At 70.0% G+C, this 23,678-nt stretch carries 21 protein-coding genes and 1 pseudogene; 5 read left to right on the top strand and 17 right to left on the bottom strand.

The features are described 5' to 3' along the window. The first annotated feature begins 31 nt into the window (after nt 1–31). Together NRB56_RS28885 and NRB56_RS28880 are read left to right on the top strand one after the other, a co-directional pair. Nucleotides 32–826 carry a tetratricopeptide repeat protein gene (locus NRB56_RS28885; RefSeq protein WP_153347482.1) on the top strand — a complete coding sequence of 265 codons (795 nt, stop codon included), beginning with the start codon at nt 32–34 and terminating at the stop codon, nt 824–826. A gap of 274 nt (nt 827–1,100) precedes the next feature. Then, nucleotides 1,101–1,427, top strand: coding sequence for a hypothetical protein (locus tag NRB56_RS28880; RefSeq protein WP_319943690.1), 327 nt, complete (start codon nt 1,101–1,103; stop codon nt 1,425–1,427). Nucleotides 1,428–1,515: 88 nt separating this feature from the next. Here NRB56_RS28880 and NRB56_RS28875 read toward each other — a convergent pair whose 3' ends face one another. The 5 genes from NRB56_RS28875 to NRB56_RS28855 all read right to left on the bottom strand — a co-directional run bounded on the left by NRB56_RS28875 (nt 1,516) and on the right by NRB56_RS28855 (nt 7,261). Further along, nucleotides 1,516–3,084, bottom strand: coding sequence for a bifunctional uroporphyrinogen-III C-methyltransferase/uroporphyrinogen-III synthase (locus NRB56_RS28875; protein ID WP_153347481.1), 1,569 nt, complete (start codon nt 3,082–3,084; stop codon nt 1,516–1,518). After that, nucleotides 3,081–4,241: a hydroxymethylbilane synthase gene (gene hemC, locus NRB56_RS28870; protein ID WP_227838425.1), complete on the bottom strand. Its 1,161-nt coding sequence runs from the start codon at nt 4,239–4,241 to the stop codon at nt 3,081–3,083. Before hemC ends, NRB56_RS28875 begins: the two co-directional genes overlap by 4 nt. Before the next feature lie 141 nt (nt 4,242–4,382). Next, on the bottom strand, nt 4,383–5,756 hold the full coding sequence (locus tag NRB56_RS28865; RefSeq protein WP_153347480.1) for a glutamyl-tRNA reductase: 1,374 nt from the start codon (nt 5,754–5,756) through the stop codon (nt 4,383–4,385). Next, on the bottom strand, nt 5,753–6,625 hold the full coding sequence (locus tag NRB56_RS28860; protein ID WP_319943689.1) for a redox-sensing transcriptional repressor Rex: 873 nt from the start codon (nt 6,623–6,625) through the stop codon (nt 5,753–5,755). The genes NRB56_RS28865 and NRB56_RS28860 overlap by 4 nt, the downstream gene beginning before the upstream one ends. A 375-nt stretch (nt 6,626–7,000) precedes the next feature. Beyond that, nucleotides 7,001–7,261: a glutaredoxin family protein gene (locus tag NRB56_RS28855; protein ID WP_153347479.1), complete on the bottom strand. Its 261-nt coding sequence runs from the start codon at nt 7,259–7,261 to the stop codon at nt 7,001–7,003. 60 nt (nt 7,262–7,321) lie between these two features. Between NRB56_RS28855 and NRB56_RS28850 the strand changes: the two genes are divergently transcribed. Beyond that, entirely contained in the window at nt 7,322–8,335 is a 1,014-nt protein-coding gene (locus NRB56_RS28850) for an HAD family hydrolase (RefSeq protein ID WP_406603543.1), read from the top strand. A 51-nt stretch (nt 8,336–8,386) separates the two neighbouring features. On the opposite strand, the gene NRB56_RS28845 is transcribed toward NRB56_RS28850, so the two are convergent. The 9 genes and pseudogenes from NRB56_RS28845 to NRB56_RS28800 all read right to left on the bottom strand — a co-directional run bounded on the left by NRB56_RS28845 (nt 8,387) and on the right by NRB56_RS28800 (nt 17,602). After that, on the bottom strand, nt 8,387–9,409 hold the full coding sequence (locus NRB56_RS28845) for a lysophospholipid acyltransferase family protein (protein WP_153347477.1): 1,023 nt from the start codon (nt 9,407–9,409) through the stop codon (nt 8,387–8,389). Continuing rightward, nucleotides 9,406–10,479, bottom strand: coding sequence for an NAD-dependent epimerase/dehydratase family protein (locus NRB56_RS28840; RefSeq protein WP_153347476.1), 1,074 nt, complete (start codon nt 10,477–10,479; stop codon nt 9,406–9,408). The genes NRB56_RS28845 and NRB56_RS28840 overlap by 4 nt, the downstream gene beginning before the upstream one ends. Before the next feature lie 205 nt (nt 10,480–10,684). Continuing rightward, on the bottom strand, nt 10,685–10,786 hold the full coding sequence (locus NRB56_RS28835) for a 30S ribosomal protein bS22 (RefSeq protein ID WP_003402602.1): 102 nt from the start codon (nt 10,784–10,786) through the stop codon (nt 10,685–10,687). Between the two features lie 198 nt (nt 10,787–10,984). Beyond that, nucleotides 10,985–11,206, bottom strand: coding sequence for a helix-turn-helix domain-containing protein (locus tag NRB56_RS28830; protein WP_153347475.1), 222 nt, complete (start codon nt 11,204–11,206; stop codon nt 10,985–10,987). 134 nt (nt 11,207–11,340) lie between these two features. Beyond that, on the bottom strand, nt 11,341–12,159 hold the full coding sequence (gene proC, locus NRB56_RS28825) for a pyrroline-5-carboxylate reductase (RefSeq protein WP_153347474.1): 819 nt from the start codon (nt 12,157–12,159) through the stop codon (nt 11,341–11,343). 19 nt (nt 12,160–12,178) lie between these two features. Continuing rightward, nucleotides 12,179–13,078: a thioesterase family protein gene (locus NRB56_RS28820; RefSeq protein WP_406603542.1), complete on the bottom strand. Its 900-nt coding sequence runs from the start codon at nt 13,076–13,078 to the stop codon at nt 12,179–12,181. 751 nt (nt 13,079–13,829) lie between these two features. Continuing rightward, nucleotides 13,830–14,699, bottom strand: coding sequence for a sugar phosphate isomerase/epimerase family protein (locus tag NRB56_RS28815; RefSeq protein WP_319943687.1), 870 nt, complete (start codon nt 14,697–14,699; stop codon nt 13,830–13,832). A 27-nt stretch (nt 14,700–14,726) separates the two neighbouring features. After that, nucleotides 14,727–14,981, bottom strand: a pseudogene (locus NRB56_RS40560) (hypothetical protein); the annotation flags it as partial. 1,625 nt (nt 14,982–16,606) lie between these two features. Beyond that, nucleotides 16,607–17,602: a Ppx/GppA phosphatase family protein gene (locus tag NRB56_RS28800; RefSeq protein WP_319943686.1), complete on the bottom strand. Its 996-nt coding sequence runs from the start codon at nt 17,600–17,602 to the stop codon at nt 16,607–16,609. 97 nt (nt 17,603–17,699) lie between these two features. On the opposite strand from NRB56_RS28800, the gene NRB56_RS28795 reads away from it, so the two are divergent. Then, nucleotides 17,700–18,557 (top strand): hypothetical protein, encoded by an 858-nt coding sequence (locus NRB56_RS28795; RefSeq protein ID WP_406603541.1) that lies wholly within the window; start codon nt 17,700–17,702, stop codon nt 18,555–18,557. A 92-nt stretch (nt 18,558–18,649) separates the two neighbouring features. Beyond that, the gene (locus NRB56_RS28790; RefSeq protein WP_319943685.1) at nt 18,650–19,213 is read left to right on the top strand and encodes an NADPH-dependent FMN reductase; all 564 of its coding nucleotides are present in this window, start codon (nt 18,650–18,652) and stop codon (nt 19,211–19,213) included. Between the two features lie 108 nt (nt 19,214–19,321). Here NRB56_RS28790 and NRB56_RS28785 read toward each other — a convergent pair whose 3' ends face one another. From NRB56_RS28785 to NRB56_RS28775, 3 genes are all read right to left on the bottom strand, one after another. Next, nucleotides 19,322–20,011, bottom strand: coding sequence for a response regulator transcription factor (locus NRB56_RS28785; protein ID WP_019932549.1), 690 nt, complete (start codon nt 20,009–20,011; stop codon nt 19,322–19,324). Beyond that, nucleotides 20,008–21,264, bottom strand: a complete 1,257-nt coding sequence (locus NRB56_RS28780) for a sensor histidine kinase (protein ID WP_319943684.1) — start codon at nt 21,262–21,264, stop codon at nt 20,008–20,010. The genes NRB56_RS28785 and NRB56_RS28780 overlap by 4 nt, the downstream gene beginning before the upstream one ends. A 295-nt stretch (nt 21,265–21,559) precedes the next feature. Continuing rightward, the gene (locus NRB56_RS28775) at nt 21,560–23,596 is read right to left on the bottom strand and encodes a CocE/NonD family hydrolase (RefSeq protein WP_153347472.1); all 2,037 of its coding nucleotides are present in this window, start codon (nt 23,594–23,596) and stop codon (nt 21,560–21,562) included. Nucleotides 23,597–23,678: the final 82 nt, after the last annotated feature.

The following is a 23,678-nucleotide window of genomic DNA, read 5'->3' as shown; positions in this document are numbered from 1 at the left end:
GCGAGCCGAACGGTGACGGAAGGCGGTGCGGATGCCCGATGCGGACGACCGGGAGGATCCGGCTCGACCGGATCCGGGGCCGGCCGTGCGGGCACTGCGTGCGATGGCCGAGCGCGGCGATCCGTCGGCGATGCGGATGCTGGCCCAGCGGTTGCTGGATGCTCGTGATTCGCACGAGGCGCAGATCTGGCTGAGTCGCGCGGCCGACCTCGGAAGTTCCGCCGCGATGGGCACATTGGGCGCGCTCGCCCGGCGGACCGGCCGGATCGCCGAGGCGGTCACCTGGCTCGAGCGCGGCGCGGCGGCCGGAAACGACGATGCCGCACAGCAACTCGGCATCCTGCACCTGGAACGCGGCGACGTCGCCCGCGCCGAACAGTGGTTGCGGCCCGCCGCCGAGGCCGGCCTTCCCGAGGCGATGTGCAACATGGGTGCGATCGCCGATCGCCGCGGCCACGATGCCGAAGCCGAACACTGGTACGAGCGAGCCGCCCGAGCGCACGAGCCGACGGCCATGCGCAACCTGGCCATCCGTCTGGCTCGCCGCGGCGAGAGCACAAGGGCCACAGAGCTTCTCGTCGATGCCGCCCGGCGTGGCCGCGCCGACGCGTTCGCGGTCCTCGGCACGATCCACCTGGACCGCGGCGACACCGAGGCCGGCGAACGGTGGCTACGACGCGGCATCGAGTCCGGCGATCCCGAGGCCATGACGCGACTGGCACTGCACCTGAGGAAAACCGCTGCGGCCGCGGCGGAATCCGAGCAACTCCTGGAGCGTGCCGCAGCCGCGGGTCATCCCCTCGCCCTCGAGATTTTGAACCGTTGAGGCCCGGACCTTCCGCATTGCCGGTGACGGCTGCGAACATCGGCGATCGAATCACCGACCGGGCCGCCGCTCGGAACGGAAGTCGCCGCACCGCCCTGTTGATGCGCACCGCAGCGGGTACTCCGGGTGCATCCGAGCAACTCCGCGGCCACCGGACGGGCCGCGACCGCAGCGCAAAGGTCTTCGCGGCCAGCGTTTTTGTCGGTACCCCGCGATAGAATCGAAGAAGTGTTCGAGGAGATCGTCCAGGATCTCCGTGACGAGGGGAGGGCTCGTGGCCACCGTCATCAGAAGTTCGCAGCGACCGGGTTCGGTTCGGCCGTACGGTTCGGCGAATCGCTCCGATTCCAGGATCGTCGAACCCTATCTGCCGCTGGAGAAGCGGAAGCTCCCGCCGGGCCGCCCGCGCTCGTGGTATGTCGCGCACAACCGCAGGCTGAAGGCGATGCGCCTGGCCATCGCGCTGCTGGATTCGGGCATCTACCGCGCCGACCTCGCCGACAACGAAACCATCCGCCGCACCGCCGATCTCGTCGGCATCCGGCCGCCGTCGGACAAGACGTGCCGCTTGGTCCGCGACCTCATGCGGGCGCGGCGCTGAGCAACGGCCCGCCGGGCCCAGCAGGCCCGGCGGTCACCGATTCGATGGTCCCACCATCGAATACGGCTCTGAGGCAGCGCCTTTCGGACTACCGGCGGCGGCTCTTCTTGCGCGGCGGGGGCAGCAGGCCCTCGGCGCGGAGGTGGGCCGCGTGCTCGGCGAGGGCGTCCACCAGGGCACCGACCTGGGCGTTCTCGGGCTGCACGTCCACGCGCAGGCCGAATTCGACGGCGGTCTCCGCGGTCTTCGGTCCGATGCAGGCCACGATCGTGCGGGCGTGCGGCTTACCGGCGATGCCAACCAGGTTCCGGACCGTCGAGGACGAGGTGAACAGGACGGCGTCGAAACCGCCGGTCTTGATCATCTCGCGGGTCTCCGCCGGGGGCGGCGAGGCGCGGACGGTGCGGTACGCGGTGACGTCGTCGATCTCCCAGCCGCGATCGCGCAGGCCCTCGGCGAGGGTTTCGGTCGCGATGTCCGCGCGGGGCAACAGCACTCGGTTCACCGGATCGAAGACGTCGTCGTACGGCGGGAAATCGGCCAGTAAACCCTCCGAGGACTGCTCACCGCTGGGGACCAGTTCCGGATTGATGCCGAACGAGCGCACCCGTTCGGCGGTGGCCTCGCCGACGCAGGCGATCTTCACGCCGGAGAAGGCGCGGGCGTCGAGGCCGAACTCGCCGAACTTCTCCCACACCGCGCGGACGGCGTTGGTGGAGGTGAAAACCACCCACTGGTAGCGGCCGTCCACCAGGCCCTTCACCGCGCGCTCCATCTGGGCGGGGCTGCGCGGCGGCTCGACGGCGATGGTCGGCACCTCCATCGGGATGGCGCCGTGCATCACGAGCTTCTCGCTCATCTCGCCGGCCTGCTCCTTGGTGCGCGGCACCAGGACGGTCCAGCCGTACAGCGCCCGCGACTCCCACCAGGACATCTTCGAGCGGCGCTCGACCTCCTTGCCGACCGTGACCACCAGCGGGCCGACCAGTTCGGAGGCGGCGGCGTTGAGCGTGGCCAGCGTGGCCTCGATGGTGCGCTGCTGCCGGGTGGTGCCGCGCACGGTCACCGCGACCGGGGTCTGCGGCGCCAGGCCGTGTTCGACCAGCGCGCTGGCGGTCTCGGCCAGGTGGCCGGAGGTGGCGTGCAGCACCAGCGGGCCGGGCGAGCCCGCCACCGAGGCCCAGTCGACCTCGCCGCGCACATCGACCTCGGTGTGGGTGGAACCCAGCGCGATGCCGGCATAGGAGGGCACGGTGGTGCCGGACGGCAGGCCGGGCAGCACCTCGAACGTCATGTGCGACCGGGTGACGGCGTTGACCTCGGCGATCACCGAATCGGTGGTCAGCGGGTCGCCGGACACCAGGCGCACCACGTCGGCGCCGTTGCGGGCCTCGGCGACCAGCGTCTTGGCGACCTCCGCCGGATCGCCCAGCGCGGGACGCACGTCGACGGGACGCTCGCCGTCCGGGCCGGGCTCCACGGCCGACCCGACCAGGGCCAGCACTCCCCGGTCGACGTCGGGATCGGTGAAGGCCAGCTCGGCGCGGCCCAGGACCTCACGGGCACGCACGGTGAGCAACGCCGGATCGCCCGGTCCCGACCCGACGAACAGGATCCGACCGAGGTGCTTCTTGGTGGTGGCTCGGCTCACGCTCATTGAGTGTTCTCCATTGGGCTGGGGTTGCTGAAGTCTGCGGGGGTGGTGGCGGCGTCACTCTGCGTGAGCAGGTCGCGCGCCCCCAGCTCCAAAAGCTCGCGCGCCAGGGACCGGCCCAGCCGCTCGGCGTCCGCGAGCGGTCCGACCGCCGATGCCCGGAGTACGTCCGAGCCGTCGATCGCCGCCGCGCATCCGCGCAGCGACAGTTCCTCGATGAGCCGATCGTCGTCGTCGTACGACTCGACAACCTCGGCCAATGCGCCGACCGCGGCGTTGCAGCCGCCCTCCAACTCGGCCAGCAGCGCGCGTTCGGCGACGATCGCGGCGCGGGTGGCCGGATCGTCGAGCGCCGCGAGCACCTCGATCAGGCCGGGATCGTCGCTGCGGCATTCGACGGCCAGCGCGCCCTGCGCGGGCGCGGGCAGCATCTGGACCGGTTCCAGGGCCTCGGTGACGGCTTCCAGCCGGCCGAGGCGGGACAGGCCGGCGCGCGCCACCACGACCGCGTCGAGTTCACCCTCGGCGACCTTGCGCAGCCGGGAGTCGACGTTGCCGCGCAGCGGCACCAGCTCCAATCCCAGGCCGAGCGCCCGCAACTGGGCGATCCGGCGCAGTGCGGAGGTGCCCACCCGCGCGCCGGCGGGCAGTTCGCCGAGGACCAGGCCGTCGCGGGCGACCAGCGCGTCGCGCGGATCCTCCCGCGGCGGAACGGCCGCGATCACGAAGCGGGGATCCTGCGCGGTCGGCAGGTCCTTGTAGGAGTGCACGATCAGGTCGATGGTCTCGGCGGCGAGCTCGTCACGCAGCGCGGTGGTGAACACGCCGATGCCGATCGCCTGGACGGGTTCGGCGGATTTGTCACCGGCGGTCTTGACGACCACCAGTTCGGCCTGCTGTCCCGCGGCGATCAGCGCGTCCCGGATCGTGCCGGCCTGGGTCAGCGCGAGCAGACTGCCACGCGTGCCGATCCGCCATGGGGCCGCGGCGGTGCCGCGCGTTTCAACGGCGGCGGTGCCGCGCGTTTCCACCGCGGCGGTGCCGCGCGGTTCAGCAGCGGCGGTGCCGCGCGATTCACCTGCGTCGGCGCCGCGTTTCCGCAACGTACCGACTCCACCGGGTTGCGACATGTCCTGCTCCTGCAAGCTCGACTCGCTCATGCTGTGTCCTTCTTCGGCATGGACGGAGGGCCTGCGTGGTCACGCTCCGCTTCCGCCTCCGGCCCTCGGCCGCTCATGCCGCGTCCGTCCCGGTTCGCCCGGCCCCGCGCAGCCTGTCCATCCGGTCCCGCATCCGACCGGTCATGCGTGATTCCCCTGCTCGTGGCCGGGGGTGAAATCGTCGGCCAGCTCGCCCAGCGCCGCGATCTCCATCGGCGCCGCGACCGCTTGTGCCGCACCGGGTTTCAGTTCGAACAGTTCCCGCAGCGCCTCCGCGTAACTGCCGCCGCCGGGGGTGGAGGCCAGCTGTTTCACCCGGACGGTCGGCGCGTGCAGCAGCTTGTCGACCACGCGGCGGACGGTCCGGGCAACCTCGTTGCGCTCGGTGGTGGCCAGGCCCGGCAGTCGCCCTTCCAGCCGCAGCAGTTCGGCCTCGACCACCTCGGCGGCGCGCTGCCGCAGCGCCGCCACTGTCGGCGTCACCTCCGCGACGCGCTGGCCGGACAGATACTTCGCGAGTTCCTCGGCGACGATGGCCCGCGCGGCGAGGGTGTCCGCGGCGGCCGCGCCGGCCGCCGGATCGCGCTGCAGGGTCTCCATGTCGATGACGGTCACATCGGGCAGGCCGGCGACGGTGGTGTCCACGTCGCGCGGCAGGCCCAGGTCGCAGACGACCAACTGCCGCCCGGCCCGCGCGGCCAGCGCCCGGTGGACGTCGGCCAGGGTGACGACCGTGCCGACCGCGCCGGTGCTGGTGAGCACCAGATCGGCCTCGGCCATCGCGGACACCAGCCCGGACAGTTCCCGCGCGGTGGCGGGTACGCCGTGCATGGTCTCGGCGGTGTGCGCGAGCCGTTGCGCGCGCTCCAGCGTGCGGTTGACCACGATGATCCGGCCGACCCCGGCGCGCGCCAGATGCGCCGCCGCCAGGCCGCCCATCGCGCCCGCGCCCACCACGACGGCGGTGCGGCCGGCGAGGTCGCCGAGGACCGCGCGGCCCCGGTCCAGCGCGACCGACACCACCGAGGCGCCGGCCGAGTCGATCCCGGTCTCGCTGTGTACCCGCTTGCCGACCCGCAGCGCGTTCTGGGCCAGTTCGTGCAGGGTGCGACCGGCCGCCTGCTGCGCGTCGGCGGCGGCGTACGCGGCGCGGATCTGACTGAGTACCTGCTGTTCGCCGACCACCAGCGAGTCCAGGCCGCTGGCCACCGCGAACAGGTGCTCGGCGGCGGCCTCGCTGTAGCGGACGTAGGCGTGCTTGGTGAGTTCCGGCAGCGGCAGCCCGGAATGCTTGGCGAGCAGATCACCGATCTCGGCGAGCCCGCCGTGGAAGGCGTCGACCACCGCGTAGATCTCCACCCGATTGCAGGTGGACACGATCATGGCCTCGGCGATGTGCCGCGAGGCGAGCATCCGATCGGTCAGCTTGGGCCGGTCGTCCTCGGTGACGGCTACCTTCTCCAGCACCGCGACGGGGGCACTGCGATGTGACACACCGACCAGAAGCACGCTCATGGTGCAACCACCGATCCCTTGTTGCTTGGCTCCGTTGCCGTTTGCCCGGCTTGTGCCGCCGCCGTGTGGACGGCCTGGCACATCGCGGCGGGGGCCCCGCCGCGGCCGTGTCCCGTATGGCCCGGGGACCAGGTGACGGGATGCACCGTCGCGCCCGCCAGGCTGCGCGTCACCGGTTCCGCGGTGACGTCGCCGGCGGTACGCGCCTGCTCGAAGGACAGCATCTGCAGTTCGACGGCCAGGTCCACGCGACGGACCTCGACGGCCGCCGAGGACTCCAGCGTGATCGAACAGAAGCTGAGGATGCTGCGCAACCCGGCGGCGACCAGATCGTCGCAGACCGCCTGCGCGGCGGCGTCCGGCACCGCGATGACCGCGATGGTGGGGGCCAGTTCGGCGACCGCGCCGGACAGTTCGGCGACGTCGCGGACGACCAGCCCGGTGATCGGCTCCCCGATCAGCGCCGGATCCTGATCGAAGACCCCGACCATGCTGAACCCCCGCCGCCGGAAGCCCCGGTAACCGATCAGCGCGCGGCCGAGATTGCCCGCGCCGATCAGGATCACCCGGTGCCCGTCGGACAGGCCGAGCGCCTCCTCGATGCGGCCGCGCAACCGGGCCACGTCGTATCCGACACCGCGGACTCCGTTGGGGCCCAGGAAGGAAAGATCCTTGCGCAGCTTGGCGGAACCGACACCCGCCGCGACAGCGAGTTCCTCACTCGATACGATGAGCACACCCTCGTCGGCGAGCGCGGCGAGTACACGGAGATAGGTAGCCAAGCGGGTCACCGTGGCCTGCGGAATATCCCGTTGCACGGTCAGAGCCCTGCCGGAGACACCACCTGGTGTCTCGTGCTGCTCTGTCACGTCGTTCGGCTCCTCGTCCGGCCGGGATAAGTGTCCGGTTTCGCATCTCCGCCGACGCCGGGACAGCGCCGGTGGCGATTCATCGGGGTTCAGGGTGCTCCGCTGCCCGAGGCGGGCGGCTTGCGTGCCACCACCGTAACCGCTTGTGAAGCCCTGCACAAAGTCGGTGAATTCGGTCACTCTCACGCGCGCTGTTCTTTTATTCGCATCCCCCGCTACGGCGCGCGTGGATGCCCGGTTGTGCCCGGATATTCAACCTCGGCCGTCACTGCGGCTGCCACCCAACGCGCCGGAGCCGGCCTCGGCCGGTGTGGGCGACGACACACTTCTCGATGTCGCCCGACGCGCTGTCGTCGATGTCGCCCGACGGAGTCGTCAATGCCGCAGATCCGCGCGCAGACGCGGTTCGTCCACGTCGAAGTAGCTGTGTTCCCGCCCGTCCAGCAAAACCACCGGCAGCCGGTCGCCGAACTCCGCACGCAGACTCGGATCGGTCGCCGCGGCCGCGTCGACGTCGACGGTGTTCGGTTCGATGCCGAAATCCGCGCAGATCACTCGCAGTTGTGTCAGCGCCGTGGTGCACAATCCACAACCGGGGCGAGTCAGCAGTGTCACCGAATGTGTCGAATTGGCCATGAGATCCATCATGCTGGACCATGGACGCGGGGCGACGAGCCCCCGCGCGAGGAGGTACTTGTGCCGGAACGATCGAAGGATGCGAGGACGGGGTTCATCGCGGGCAGGTTCGGCGAGTTCCCGGCGCGTTGGAGCCAGAGCTTGTCCGACCAGCTCACCCGCATCACCCGCAGTCCGTTCGGCCCGAGCGAGGAGGAGGTGCGGGCCAACCTCGCCGGTGAGGCGAGCGCCGACGCCGCGCTCGCTCTGCACGACGCCGAGCTGGCAGAATCCGGTACCACGGATTTCCTGCCGCCGCGGGATCTGACCGCGGCCGCGTTCTTCGATGTCGACAACACGATGGTGCAGGGCGCGTCCATCGTGCATTTCGCGCGCGGTCTGGCCGCACGGAAGTATTTCAAAACCGGCGACCTCATGGATATGGCCTGGAAACAGGTGAAATTCCGGGTCACCGGCCGGGAAAGCCAGGGCGACATGGCCAGCGGCAAGGAGAAGGCGCTCGCCTTCATCGCCGGGCGATCCACCGCGGAACTGGCCGCGCTCGGCGAGGAGATCTACGACGAGATCATCGCCGACAAGATCTGGCCCGGTACCCGGGCGCTGGCACAAATGCATCTGGACGCGGGCCAGCAGGTGTGGCTGGTCACCGCGACCCCCGTCGAACTGGCGCAGGTGATCGCGAAACGACTGGGGCTCACCGGCGCTCTGGGCACGGTCGCCGAGAGTGTGGACGGAATGTTCACCGGACGCCTGGTCGGTGACATCCTGCACGGTCTCGGCAAGGCGCACGCGGTGCGCGCGCTCGCCGTGCGCGAGGGTCTGAATTTGAAACGCTGCACCGCCTATTCCGACAGCCACAACGACATTCCGATGTTGTCGCTGGCCGGGACCGCGGTGGCGATCAACCCGGATTCCGATCTGCGCGAGGTCGCGAAGAATCGCGGCTGGGAGATCCGCGATTTCCGCACCGGCCGCAAGGCGGCGAAGATCGGCGTGCCGACCGCGCTGGCGCTGGGCGCCGCGGGCGGCGCGGCGGCGGCCGTGCTCACCCGCAGACGCGAGGCGCAGGACTGACCTGCGATCGACGCGCGGCCCGGTGCCTCGGCCGCCGAACGGTTCCGATGCTCAGCCGGTGAACGGATTCCCGCGCCGGGTGAGCAGGTGGTACAGCGTCTGCTGGATGTTCTCGCGGACCTGATCGGTGATCTCGAACATGGTCATCGGATCGTCCGCCTCCTCCGGCGCGTAACCGGAGGTCGGGATCGGCTCGCCGAACACGATGGTCCACTTCGACGGCAGCGGTACCAGGCCCAGCACGCCCAGATGCGGGAACAGCGGGGTGACCGGGAAGTACGGCAGGCCCAGCAGCCGGGCGAGCGGCTTCAGATCGCCGATCTTCGGATAGATCTCCTCCGCGCCGACGATCGCGCACGGCACGATCGGCACACCGGTCTTCACCGCCGCCGACACGAAGCCGCCACGACCGAATCGCTGCAGCTTGTACCGCTCGGCGTAGGGCTTGCCGATGCCCTTGAACCCCTCCGGGAACACCCCGGTCAGTTCGCCGGAGCGCAGCAGCCGTTCGGCGTCGGCGGGGCAGGCCAGGGTGTGGCCGGCCTTGCGGGCCAGTCCGCCGAGCACCGGGGTCTCGAACACCTTGTCGGCGGCCAGCAGTCGCAGCGGGCGGTGACCCGGATGCCGATCGTGCACGGCCACCTGCAGCATCAGCGCGTCCAGCGGCAGCACGCCGGCGTGATTGGCGACGATCAGCGCCGCACCGGTTTCCGGGAGATGCTCGACGCCCTGCACGTCCACTCGGAACCACAACTTCGACAACGGCCGCAGCGACGGCAGGATCACCGACTCCAGCAGATGGTCGTCGAGGCCGAACTCGTCCACCCGATAGTCGCCGGTGAGCCGGCGGCGGGCGAATTCGGCGGTGCCGCGGATACCGGCGGTCACGGCGTCGCGCACCCGATCCAGCCGCAGGTCCGGACCCGTCGGCGGCGGGGTGGCCGCGGCCCGGCGGGCCGCCAGCGAGGTGACCGAACCGGCCGCGGGTTCACCCACTCGGCGCCGGCCCGTCGCTCGCGGGCGCGTCCCGAAGTCCGCGTCTCGTAATCGGATCACCTTGGCCACGTCGTTCATTGGTCTGCTCCCGCTCCGGCCCCGACCAGGCCGAGAAGTGTCGATTCTGCAGCGTCGATCCAGCGCGGATCGATGACGGGTCGCAACGCTGCGCCCCCGACGAAGTCGTCGAACGCCTCCACGGTCGTCCAGCGCGGCTGGAAGCCGAACTCGGCGCGCATCCGGGTGGTGTCCAATCCGCACCCGTAATGGAAATAGTCGATCTGCTCCGCCGTGAAACCTCGCATCACCGGTCCCATGAGCGCCCGGCCGACGGTGCGGAACGCGGTGAAGGGCACCGGCACCTCGATCCGCCCGGCCCGGCGGATCGCCTGGGACAGGGTGAGCGCGCCGTCGCCGGCGACATTGAACGTACCGCCCGGTGCCCGCGACGCCGCGTGCACCAATGCCCCGATCGCATCCTGCTCGTGCAACAGTTGCATGCGCGGATCGCGGCCGAGAATGGTGGGCGTGACCGGAGATCGGAAAATCTCCATACCCCGATCGACCAGTCGCGGACCCACTATCGGCGGAAATCGTAATATTGCGGCGGCGATATCCGGGCGGCGACGCGCCAAGCCGCGAACGAATCCCTCGACATCGATCATGTCGCGCGCGAACGAACCGCTCGGCGGCGTACGCGCGCTCATTTCCTCGGTGAATTTAGCGGGATCTTTGGGGCCGCAACCGTAGACCGCCGACGACGAGCGGACCACCACCCGGCGCACGCTGGGCGACTTGCGGCAGACCGCCAGCAACTGCATCGCGCCGAACACGTTGTAATCCTTCATGGCCGCCCGGCCACCGCCCGCGGGCGGCCGCGACAACACCGCCGGATGGACCACGGTATCCACATCGTGACCGTCGATCACCTTGCGTATCAACGGGTTTCGGATATCGGACCGGATGAACTCGGCGCGGCCGAAGCTGCGCAGCAGATCCGGCGCGGGCGTCCTGGCGTCGACGGCGAGCACGCGTTCCACCGTGGGGTCGGCGGCGAGGGCGGCCACGACACTGCTGCCGAAGTAGCGGCTGGCGCCGGTCACCAGCACGACCTTCGACACATGTCCGTCCCGAGCACCAACACCCATGCCGGATCCCACCTGTGAGGCCCCCGTTTCCGCCATTTCCGCGTTCCAGGGTAACCGTACCCACCGCGCCGGAGAGACTATTAACCAGCTTCTTACGATCACTTCCGCCGCCGGAAAACGAAAAGCCCGCCACCGAACGGTGACGGGCCTCGACAGCGAACAGACCGTTACGCGCGTGTTGCGAGCGCGCCGGCCGGATACCGTGTTACTTGCCGAGTTTGCGACGCTGCACGCGGGTACGGCGAAGCAGCTTGCGGTGCTTCTTCTTCGACATCCGCTTACGGCGCTTCTTGATCACAGAACCCATGGGGCTGTTCCTCGCGTTCTCTCATCTCCTCGGCGCGCACGCCGGTTTACGTACGCCCAGTGCCCGCGCTCCCGGTGCCGGCCCCGAAAGAGGGGCACCGGCAGGCGAACACGACGGTGGTTCATGGTACCGGGCCGACCGTGGCCGAACGAAACGGCCCCGGCCTGCGCCGGGTGTCGGACGGCCGGCCCGGAGGGGCTAGCCGGCGTCGAAATACGACGTCTGCAGATAGTCGTGGACGGCCCGCGCGTGCACGCGGAACGACCTTCCCACCCGCACCGCGGGTAGTTCGCCGGAATGCACCAGCCGATACACCGTCATCTTCGATACCCGCATCAGATTCGCCACCTCGGCGACGGTGAGGAACTGGGTTCCCCCGCCGAGCAGGGGACCACTCGCAGAGCTGTTTCCAGACATCATTGCGCCACTGACCTCCGGCACGTCCGCGCCGCCGGCTTCCCCACCAGCGGAACAGACACGCACGTGCTCCTTGAAGCTTAGCGTTGCCCGTGGGATTACTGCGACGGGTGGGAGAAATAGGATTCGATCGCCATTCAGCTCTCGGTCGCTCCCAGTTCGGCCGAGCGCTGCCGCGCGGCCGCCAGGGCCTCCCAGAATGCCGACCGCACACCGGCCCGCTCGAGCTCGCGCAGCGCGGCGGCGGTGGTGCCGCCGGGAGAAGTGACACCGGCGCGCAACTCCGCGGGACCCTGCCCCGCCTCGGCCAGCAGCGCCGCCGACCCCAGCAGGGTCTGGACCACCAGACGGCTGGTCACATCGCGGCTGAGGCCCAGGCCCACGCCCGCGTCGATCATCGCCTCGGCGAGCAGGAACAGGTACGCCGGCCCCGAGCCGGACACCGCGGTCACGGCGTCCATCTGCGACTCGGCGACCGTGACCACCCGGCCCACCGTCTCCAGCAGCTCGGTGACCTGGCGCAGTTCGGCCTCCTTGGCGTAGCGGCCCGCGGCGATGGCGCTCATCCCCTGGCCGACCAGCATCGGCGAATTCGGCATGACCCGGACCACCGGGAATCCGGCGGGCAGCTTGGCCTCCAAATGGGCCGTGGTGATCCCCGCGGCCAGCGAGATCAGCAACTGATCGCGGTCGTCGTCCAGCCCCGCCTTCGCCAGATCGGTGAGAACGGCGTCGACATCCTGCGGTTTCACGGCGACAACCAGCAGATCGGCCGCATTCGCGGCATCGCCGACACTGTCGGTGACCCGGATACCGAAGCGATCGGCGAGGAACTCCGCGCGAACCGGCAACGGCTCCACCACGACCAGATCCTTGCCCGGCGTCCCGGCTTCCAGCAATCCGGCGATCAACGCCTCACCGATCCGCCCGCCGCCGATCACCGCAATTCTCGTCATGGCGTCCAAGGCTAGCGGGCTACCAGGACGACTGCGGCAACAGTGCCAGCTGGCGGCTCTGCACGACGACCGCGCCGGTGGCGTCGACCACCACCTGATCCTCATCGAACATCCGCGCACCGATCTGCTGGGCCGTGCAGATCACACGCAGCCAGCCGGCCGCCGGCCGGCGGCGCAGATAAGTGGTCAACTGCACGGTAGGCGCCCAGCCGAACCGGCCGAGGTTCATGGTCACCGGCGGGCTGATGTCCCCGGCCATCAGGGCGAACAACGCGGCGACCTCGTCGTCCTGCTCGTCGCCCGGCCGCGGCCGGATCCACAACCGCAGCCGCGGCTCACCCCGCTCGCCCGCGGCGAACCGCGCCCAATCCCGATCCATGGCCATAGCGGCCCCCTGCGCGACGTGCACGATATCGCCCATCGGCGCCTCCGCCCCGTAGGACAGGGCGTCGGCGGGCGGCACGGCGGGCATATCCGCGAAGGTCTCCGCGGCGTACAACGGCGGGGTGTCATCGAGCCGCCCGAAGGTGAAGGCGGTGTGCACCAGGGTGCGGTCCCCCTGCACAAGATCCGCCTCGACCAAACAGATCTGGCGACCGGCCTTACGCGTACGGACGCTGAACTCGACCTCCCCGGGATCCGGTGCGCCGAGAAAGTCCGTGCTGGCCGCGACCGGAAACATGTCCTGCGCGCCCGGCGCGGTGCCGCGCAACCAGCGGGTCGCCGCCGCAGCGCTCGCGGCAACCATCGTGCCACCGTGCAACTTAGGCCCGATGGTCCAGATGTCCTCGATGAACCCGCGGTAACGACCGGTCCCCGCAGTGTCGGACGGTAACTCGGTCACCGCGCAGACCCGGGCAAAGGGCGCCAAGTCGGCCTCGCGGGCCGCCGACTCCGCCTGGACGGTCACTTCGGTCACCGCTGCTCCTCTCACCCGGCCGACCACATCGGCCCATCTCCCGTACAGCGTATAAGCGACGTTCGCCGCCCGCAGATTCCCCCGGCCCAGATGAGGCCCGCACCACACCCCCGCCCCGAGAACACCCAGCACATCCCGCCGGCCCACAAGAGGCAACCACCACGCCCCCACCCCGTGCCACCCCGGTCACCAATACGCAGGCACAGCACGCCTGCTCACAACCCGCCCCGCCCCTGCACGAAGCGGGGAGATCACGACGAGAGGAACCCCGGTCACCCATACGCAGGCCAACCCGCCTATTCGCAACCCACCCCGATCCTGCGCGGAGCGCGGAGAGCACGACGGCAGGGGCTCCGGTAACCAATAAGTAGGGACAACCCGCCTGTTCACGGCCCAGCCCGATCCTGCAAGGAGCCGGGAGAGCAGGACGGCAGGGGGTCCGGTCACCAACACGCAGGGGCAACCCGCACGTTCACGACCCGCCCCGAGCCTGCACGGAGCAGGGAGAGCAGAACGGGAGGGGCTCCGGTCACAAATACGCAGGGGTAGCCCTCCTGTTCGCGGCCCGGCCCGATCCTGGACTGACGGAGGCGGGGGAGCGAAGCGGAGGAGCCGGAGGAGGGAAGGATCGGGCCCGCAGGGCCGCGAACCCGCCGCAGCGAAGCGGAGGCCAAAAACACAGCCCGTCACCCCCAAGCAGGCCCAACAATCATTTTCACCCCCGCCGAGCCCAGCAGACACCCCCGAACCGTCAGTGCCGCCGACCGGACTCCGCCGCCGGATGCACCCCGTCGAGATGCAGCCGGGCGAACGCCAGCGCACGATGCAGCATCGCCGCGCGCGTAGTCGTGGTCCGCGCGTTCTGCGTATTGACCTCCAAAATCACATGCCCCCGAAACCCGCTGCGCGCCAAATGTTCACAGATCTCGGCGCAAGGCTGAGTGCCGTCGCCGGGAATCAGATGCTCGTCGTGCGCAGCGCCGCGACCGTCGGCCAGATGCAGGTGTTCCAAACCGGAACCCATCCGCTCGGCCAGCTCCCGGGCGTTCACCCCCGCAGTGGAGGTGTGCGACAAATCCAGGGTGTAGTGCGCAAACCCGACATCGGTCGGATCATAGGACGGACTGAACGCGGTAACCGACAGTCCAGGCCCGCCCCGGCGCTCCAGCCGCGCGGCCCCGGACCCCCGCCCGAACAGGGTGTCCGCCCGCATAGGAAACATGTTCTCCACCGCGACCAGCACCCGGCTGCGCTCCTCGAGAGCCGCGACCTGCGCGGCGAAGCCCTCGGCGTAACGGCGCTGCCAGCGGAACGGCGGATGCACCACGACAGTCCGGGCACCGAGCTCCTCCGCCGTGCGCACGCTGCGCGCCAGCTTCGCGATCGGATCCGACCCCCAGACCCGTTGCGAGATCAGCAGACAGGGGGCGTGCACCGCCAGGACCGGCATCTCGTACCGCCGGGAATACTCTCGCACGACCGCGGTCTGCTGGCTGGCGGACTCCGCCCAGACCATCAACTCGACGCCGTCGTACCCGAGTTCGGCCGCGTAGCGGAAGGCGGCCTCGGTGTTCTCCGGATACACCGATGCCGTCGACAATCCGACCCGGATCGTCCCCACCAGGCTCTCCCCACTGCCGGCCCGGGCTCAGTTGGTACTGAGCAGGAAGGCCAGCGGTCCCAACGTCACGAAAATACCGACTACGACGGCGATCACCGTACTGGTGATGTCGTCGGTGCGGCGCAGTACCCGCACCAGCGCGACCAGGCCGAGGATCACGACCATGGCCAGTGCCAGGGCGACGAACGGGAACACGTCCCACATCTTCTCGAAGCCCTTGAACAGCAACATACCCGCCACGGCGGCCCCGACGGCCTGACCGCCGAGCACCATCCACTGTCTGCGGTTCGGATCCATAGATCCCGCGCGGGACCAGGAGCGACCTGCGGCCGGTCGGCGCCGGCGGGCGGGGCGATCGTCGTCCTCGTCATCCAGATCCGGGTCGTCGTCGAGATCCGGATCGTAGAAATCGTCCTCGTCCTCGAGCTCGTCGAGATCATCGAGCTCGTCGACCCGGACGGCCGTGGCACCCCGGCGCGCGCCACGCCCACCGCGAAGCGGCTCACCGCGCCGAGGCGGTTCCCGGTCCGGCTCACCGCGCCGGGATTCCCGTTCGGCGTCGGCGCGGATCAGATCCCCGGCCAGGGTCGGGCCGGACAGCAGTTGCTGATCGCGACCGGCCAGCGACCAGACCGCCGTCGGCGCGCCGGCCACCTCGTCGACCGGCGGCGGCGGTGGCAGAGGCGGCTCGGACTTGCCACGCCGACGACCATCGTCGCGGGTCGGCCATTCGGTACCCGGCGCCGGCCGTTCCGGAGACTTCCGGCGCCGCGCCGACCATTCCGGCAGATCGGGCTCACCGGGACCGGGATTAGGATTCGGCCCGCGCCGCGCCGAACGCGGCAGCTTGGAGGGATCGAGGAATTCGGTGCGCTCACCGGCCGGGTCGCGCCGCTGGTCGGGCGGGATCGGCGCGGCGCCCGGAACACCCCACGGCGAGGCCTGGGCATCGGGACGGCCCGGCGGAGCACCGGGCGGCCAAGCGGGGCCCGCCGCGGGTCGCGGGCCACCGGATCGCGGCCCGACGGCTGGACCTGGTCGACCGTCGGGACCGGGTCGACCATCAGGACCGGCCACCGCACCGGGTCGACCATCAGGACCGGGTCGACCATCGAGACCGGGACGACCCTCGGGCTTGGGCCGGGCATCCGGAACCGAGGGCGCCGCCTGATCGGGTGCACGCCGCAGCGCAGGCGGTTCGGCCGCCTCCCTGGCCGCACCGCGGAACGGCTGGACGTCGGCGGTGTCCTCTTCCTCACGCCGCCGGCGACGGCGGCCACCGCGCGTCGGCGGGGGCACGGTGCCCTCGAGCTCGGCCACCGACACCTGATCCGACAGCGGATCGATGCGTTCCTGACGCTCGCGACGGGCCCGGCGGCTCTCTTGGGGCGGCGCGGCCTCGGGACCCGCGAACGGATTGTGGCGCTCACCCTCGGCCGGACTCGGCGCCGCCGGATCGGGCCAGCCGAAGCTGCCGGGCTCGCGCAACGCGGAATCCGGCATGGCCGGCGCCTGGTAGCGCACGGGCTCGCGGTCGACCCCCCCGAAGGGCGGCGCGGCGGCGGGTGCCGCCCAGGATTCGGACGCCGGCCAGGGTTCCGCCGCGGGCGCGGACCAGCTTTCCGGCGCGGGCGCCGGCGACAGCGGGTCGTACAACGAGATCGGACCCGACAACGGCGAATACGCCTCGCCCGCCGGCGTGCGGGCGCCCGGCTCGGGGCTCTCGTCGACGTCGGGCGCGGCGTGCGAGGACGAACCCTCCTTGACGATGGGCAGGTCCCCGGTCAGCTCGTTGACCGAGATGCCACGGCCGCCGCGGCGGCGCCGCCCGCCGCCGCCGGACGAGGGCGAGCCCTTGCCGTTGCGCGCCAGCAGTTCGGCCACCGACAGCTGCGTGGAATCGTCACTCATCGCGACACCGTTTCGGTCGGTCCGGGGACACCCGCGGGCCGGCCGTTACCGGCGCCCGGTTCTCTGTCCAGGTCGGTATCCAGTTTGCGCAGGATCAGCCCTTCGCGCAGCGCCCACGGGCAGATTTCCAGGGTGTCCAGGGACAACGCCCGCATACTCGCCTCCGCGACCAACGCGCCGGCCACCAGTTGCTGCGACCGGTCGGAACTGACGCCTTCCAGCTCGGCCCGGTCGGCGGCCGTCATCCGGGAGATGAAGGCGATCAACTGCCGCAGGCCGGAACTGGTGAGAATACGCCGCACCCGAGGGCCCGCGGCCGAGGGGGCGGCACCGGTCAACCGGGCGAGCGAACGGAACGTCTTCGAGGTGCCCACCGCCAGATCGGGGCGGCCGGGAACCAGCAACTGCTTGGCGGGCAACACCAATTCGGCGTCCAGCCAGTCGCGCAGCACCGCCACCCGGCGCTTGCCCGGCGGGTCCTCGCGCAACCAGTCCCGGGTCAGCCGACCGGCGCCCAGTTGCAGCGACAGCGCCACGTCCGGCGCCTCGTCCGCGCCGTTGCTCATCTCCAGCGAACCGCCGCCGATGTCCAGATTGAGGATGCGGCCCGCGCTCCAGCCGTACCAGCGGCGCACCGCGAGGAAGGTCAGCCGGGCCTCGTCGGCGCCGGAGAGCACCCGCAGGTCGACCCCCGTCTCCCGGCGGACCAAGGCCAGCACCTCGTCGGAGTTGGTGGCCTCGCGCACCGCGGAGGTCGCGAACGGCATCAACTGCTCGCACCCGGAGGTCTGCGCGATGCTGGCGAATTCGGCGACCGTCTCGGTCAGCCGGGCGGCGCCCTCGGCCGTGATCCGGCCCTCGCCGTCCATGTTCTCCGCGAGCCGCAACGTCGACTTCGTCGAGCTCATAGGCGTGGGATGGCCACCCCGATGGGCGTCCACCACCAGCAGGTGGACGGTATTGCTTCCCACATCGAGCACTCCCAACCGCACAAGAACACGGTACTGGGTTGGGCGACGCCCGGGAGCGGGTAACCCGATAACCCCCGCAACCGCCACCACAGCGACAGAACTGTTAGCGTCTGCCGATGTGACGGAACGCGCATCCGCGAAGCGGCCGAAGCGGCCGCTACCAGCGGCGAAGATCGACCCGGCACCCGAGGTGGGGCTCGACTTCCCGCGGGAGTGGATCGAATTCACCGACCCGGACAACGACGAGCACACCATCGTCGCCGATCTGACCTGGCTGCTGTCCAGCTGGACCTGTGTCTTCGGCACGCCAGCATGCCAGGGAATCATCGCCGGCCGCCCGGACGACGGGTGCTGTTCGCACGGCGCCTTCCTCTGCGACACCGACGACCGCAAGAAGCTCCAGCGAGCTGTGAAACTGCTCACACCCGCGGAATGGCAACTGATCGACGAGGCCCGCGACGACGAGGGCCGGGTCCGTCCCAAGCTCTACCTGGAGAAGGACGAACTCGACGACGAGCCGGCGCTGCGCACCCGCCGCTACGACGGCGCCTGCATCTTCCTCAACCGCCCCGGTTTCGCCGGCGGCCCCGGCTGCGCCCTGCACGTGATGGCACTGCGCGAAGGCGTCGAACCCCTGACGGTCAAACCGGATGTGTGCTGGCAACTTCCGATCCGCCGCACCCAGGACTGGGTCGACCGCCCCGACGGCGTCCAGATCCTGCGCACCGTGGTGACCGAATACGACCGCCGCGGCTGGGGCCCCGGCGGCGAGGACCTGAACTGGTACTGCTCCGGCTCCCCCGACGCCCACACCGGCACCCGCCCGGTCTGGCAGTCCTACGCCCCCGAACTCATCGAACTCCTGGGCCAACCGGCCTACGACGAACTGGCCCGCCACTGCAAACGCCGCGAGGGCCTCGGCCTGATCGCCGTCCACCCCGCCACCGCGGCCGCCGAACAGAAATCGCCGACCTAGCCCCACTCCCCCAACCCCGTGGCACCATCGGCCGTCGAAACAAGCCGAAGGACAACGGAATACATCACCCGCCGCAGAGCTTGTAATCACCCGTGGGCGTACACCTCCTGCTGATCTCCGGCAGCACCCGACCGGGCTCGACCAACACAGCAGCCCTGCGCACCCTGCAACAGGTTGTCCCCCAAGGCATTTCGACCCACCTCTACAACGAGCTGACCACCCTCCCCGCGTTCGTCCCCGGCGACGGCCCATCCCCGCCACCGGTGGCCCGTTTACGCCAACTATTGGCCGAAGCCGACACTGTCCTCTTCTGCACCCCCGAATACGCGGGCCTGATCCCCGGCAGCCTGAAGAACCTCCTGGAGTGGACCGTCGGCACCGCCGACCTCCACACCAAACCGGTCGCCTGGCTCACGGTCGCCACCCCCGGCCGGGGCGACGGCGCCACAGCTTCCCTGCGCACCGTCCTCGGCTATGTAGGCGCCGACATCATCGCCCCCGCCTGCACCCGAATCCCCATCCTCAGCGCCGACGTATCCGAGGACGGCACAGTCCCGAACCCGGAAATCCGCACCCACCTGGCAACCCTCGCCGCCACACTGTCCGAAGCCCTGGCGCACCCCGAAGCAAAGCCGAGGCACCCACCGACCCCGTGAGCACCTGGGTAACTCCCCGGGAAACTCCCACCCGCGCGGCACCCACGCAAGACCTGTGACCAACCCCCGAGGCTCCGGACTTGTATGGCCTGAAACCCGGAGAGGCGGTCAAGCTTCCAGTTTGTAGCCCAGGCCTCGGACCGTGACCAGGTGTTCCGGCTTGGCCGGGTCCGCCTCGATCTTCGAGCGCAACCGCTTCACGTGCACGTCCAGGGTCTTGGTGTCACCGACATAGTCGGCGCCCCACACCCGGTCGATGAGCTGGCCGCGGGTCAGCACGCGACCGGAGTTGCGCAGCAGGTATTCGAGCAGGTCGAACTCCTTCAGCGGTAGCGTCACCGGCTTGCCGTTGACCTGCACGGTGTGCCGGTCCACGTCCATCCGCACGGGTCCGGCCTCGAGCACGCCGCTCTCGCTGGTGCCGTCCATCTCCTCGCCGGCGCCGCGGCGCAGCACCGCGCGGATGCGGGCGATCAGCTCCCGCGACGAGTACGGCTTGGTGACGTAGTCGTCCGCGCCGAGCTCCAGCCCGACCACCTTGTCGATCTCGCTGTCGCGCGCGGTCACCATGATCACCGGCACGCTGCTGCGGGTGCGCAGCTGCTTGCAGACGTCGGTACCGCTCATCCCGGGCAGCATCAGGTCGAGCAGCACGATGTCGGCCCCGGACCGATCGAATTCCGCCAGCGCGGACGGGCCGTCGCCGACCACGGTGACTTCGAACCCCTCCTTGCGCAGCAGGAACGCGAGCGGATCGGCCAGCGACTCTTCGTCCTCGACGATCAGCACACTCGTCATCGGGTTGCCTCCACACCGTTGGGTCTGGCCCGCGCCACGGGGCGCGCGCCGGTTTCCTTCTTTCCCGCCTGGATCGCGGCGGGACTCTTCTTCTCCACCGGGACGGTGGAGACCTGGTCTTCGGACTCGACAGCGGGTATACGCAGCGTGAACGTGGAGCCGGTGCCCAGTTTGCTCCAGAGGGCGATCTCGCCGTTGTGGTTCGCGGCCACGTGCTTGACGATAGCCAGTCCCAGCCCGGTGCCGCCGGTCGCCCGGGAGCGGGCCTTGTCGGCCCGGAAGAAGCGCTCGAAGACGCGCTCCTGGTCCTCCTTGGCGATGCCGATGCCGCGATCGGTGACGGCGATGTTCACGTAGCCACCGCGTAGCGACCGGCTCACCGACACGTGCGAGCCCTTCGGCGAGTAGTTGATGGCGTTCTCCACCAGATTCGACAGCGCGGTCACCAGCAGGGTGTCGTCGCCGAGGATCTCGAGACCGCTGTTGGCGTCGGTGCTGACGGTGATCCCGGCGGCCTCGGCGGCGGTCCGGGAGCGTTCGATGGCCGCGTTGACGACGGTGTCCACGTCGACGGTCTCGAGTTCCGGCAGTTTCTCCGCGCCCTGCAGCCGGGACAGCGCGATCAGTTCGGTGACCATCTTGCCCATCCGGCGGGATTCGGCGAGCAGGCGCTGACCGAAGTGCCGCACCGAATCGGGATCGTCCGCGGATTCCAGCAAGGCCTCCGCGAGCAGACTCATCGCGCCGACCGGGGTCTTCAACTCGTGGCTCACATTGGCGACGAAATCGCGCCGGGTCGCTTCCATCCGCGCCTGCTCGGAATCGTCGTCGCCGAACAGCACCACGAAGGTGGATTCCTCGCGCGACAGCGCGCGGGCCACGCCGCGCACCGCGATGCGGCTGCGGCCGGGCATCGGATTCTTCGCGGTCAGGTCGAAGTCGACGTCCTCGCCGGTGGCGAGCACCTTCTCCACCGCGGACCAGGCGCGTTCGTCCAGCAACCGGTCACGGACCAGGCCCAGTTCCTCGGCGCGCGGATTCACCAGCACGACGTCGCGATATTCGTCGACGACCGCGATTCCGCTCTCGGAGGCGAGCACGATCAGGTCCAGAACCTGGGACATGGTGAGTCCGGAATCCGCCTCCCGGCGCTGCGCCTGCCGGGCGTTCACATAGGGGATGAGCAGCCCGCCGACCGCGAGGCCGACAACGGCCGCGAGTACTGCCATCAGCACGGCCTCGGGAACGCTCACAATTGAATCGTACGGTCGCCGATGCGTTTCCCGAGCGGGGGTCCGCGAAGTTTCCCGCAGGTCACAGGTACTTATGCGGCCATTAGCCGGGCGTTTACGAAAAATTCTCCCCGAAAACCGGTTCCGGGTTTTCCCGACCCTCCGGCATCGACAATGGTGCCACCGGCACTTTTCGTTCCGGCACCGGGGATCTCACGACCGGGCGACGCCGACGTGAACGACACCCTATTGTGACCGGCGGTATCCGGTGATGCCTTCAGCCGGCTCGGATGTGATTTCCGACTCCGGGCCGCGCTCACCATCCCGGATCGCCGTTCACCGGCAGGTGCACGAAGCTCGGCGCGGCCGGATCCAGCAGCAGGTGCTGCGCCAGCAGACCGGTGTCGAGCAGCACCGGCAGCGGCGACAACCCCTTCGGGAAGGTGCTCGCGTACACGTCCACCCGCAGCCGGTGCCCGGGTTGCAGCACCGCGTGCGCGGCCGCGACCTCGATATCGATCGGGGTGGGCTGTCCGGGCACGGTCGGCTGCCGGGTGTCCAGCGAGAGGTCGGGCACCGGCGCGGTGTAGTCACCGTCGGGTGCGCGCCGGCTGCGGGATTCGTCGACGAGGCGCAGCGAGGCCGTCAGCTGTCCGGTGGTCAGCACCCGCGACTGCCCGTCGGGGGCCACGTCGTTGACCGAGACCAGCCAGAATCCGTCGGCGGCGTCCTGCACGGTGTTCAGATGTACCGCGATCGGCCCGGAGATCGTGGTCGGCGCGGCGACCGGGGCGCTGGTGAAGGTCAGGCCGTTCAACTCGTGGACGCGATCGTCCTCGGCGCAGCCGACCAGCACGCCCGCGAACCCGGCGGACTGCTGGGTCGTGTCGCGCGAGCAGAGGCCGGCCGGACCCGGTGCGACGGTGAGCATTCCGATCTCCGGATCGGGTGCGGGCCGCAACGATCCGTCGTGCACGCTGCCGCCGCCGGTCCCACCGGCCGCCGCGGACAGGTACATCCGGCGATACTCGGTGCCCGGCGCCGGGAAGGAGTCCAGGGTGACCCAGCCGCCACCCTCCTGTTTCACGGTGATCGGGCCGAAGCGGTCGATCCCGTTGTCGATTCCCTTCAGCCACTTGTCGAACCACGCCCGCTGCAGCACGTCCATCCGCGGCGGCAGGCCGGGCCGGCCGGACTCGTTGCCGTTGCTGATGTGGTAACCGTCACCCATCAGCAGCTGTTTCCGCCCGGGCGGCAACGGGATTCGGTCGTAGACGTCGGATTCGGACAGCACGAACAGGTCGTGCCAGCCGCCGGAGACGAAGGTGGGCACCGTGATCCGGGACGGATCGGTCTCCCACGCCTGCCGGGTCGCGCTCCCGGAACGCAGTAGGTCCTGCACCTTCGGATCCAGTTGCGCGATCTCCGGTGTGGTGAAGGCGTTGATCAGCGCGTCGACGAAGGTGAACGGGTCGGCGAGCCGGTCGGCCAGCCACTGCCCGTCGAACCGGCCCGCGAGCAGCGACCCTACGTCGGGAATCAGCTTGGTGCCGTTCACGAGTCCGAGCCAGGCGGGCATGAAGACCGTGCCGACCGCGCCGCCGGGCGCCACCAGATCGCGGAAGGGGTTGCGGCTCGGCACCACCGGGAAGATCGCCTTCAGCGCGGGCGGATTCTTCGCCGCCGCCTGCAATTCGTTCAGTCCCGAATAGGACACCCCGGACATCCCGATATCGCCGGTGGACCAGGGCTGATGCGAGGCCCAGTCGATCACCTCGAGCGTGTCCTGCTGTTCGCGGCCGCGCAGGATGTCCCAATCTCCTTGGGAGAACCCGGTTCCGCGCACGTCCACCACGACCTGGGTGTACCCGCCGCGGATCAGCTGCCGATCGACGCTGAAGTTACGGGGCAGGCCGCCGCCGAGCGATCGGGTCAGATCGGTGACCCCGGACAGCGGCGTCCCGGACAGATCGAGATCGCGGGTGAATCGGATCAGCGCGTCCGAGAATCCCGGAATGCTCAGCGCCGCATCGGCGAACGCGGAGATCAGTTTGGTGTAGGGCGTCAGGTTCAGGACGGTCGGCGTCGGTTCGGCGAGCGCGTGCCCGGCGGCGTCCGCGGGGTGATAGACGTTGGCCTTCAGCACCACGCCGTCGCTCATCCGGATCGGCACATCCCAGTCGACGGCGATCCCCGGATAAGGCTGCGGGCCGTCCTCGGCCGCGGCCCACTCCGGCCCGGCGGCGCCGCCGTCGGGCCCGGACGGATCCGGACCCGCGGCGGCGAGCGCCGACCACGGTGTCAGCACGGCGGCGGTCAGGGCCACCAGCGCCAGGCGAAACGACATCCGCATCGAAATCGCGTCCTCCCCACCGGAACAATTTTCCCGAATCTAGGGCCACCGGCTTTTACGGGGTACAGAACACGAGGGAATT

The organism is Nocardia aurantia (assembly GCF_009604425.1).
GTDB lineage: Bacteria > Actinomycetota > Actinomycetes > Mycobacteriales > Mycobacteriaceae > Nocardia > Nocardia aurantia.
The sequence above is the reverse complement of the archived record's forward strand: the minus strand, read 5'-3'. Positions and strand labels throughout refer to the sequence as shown.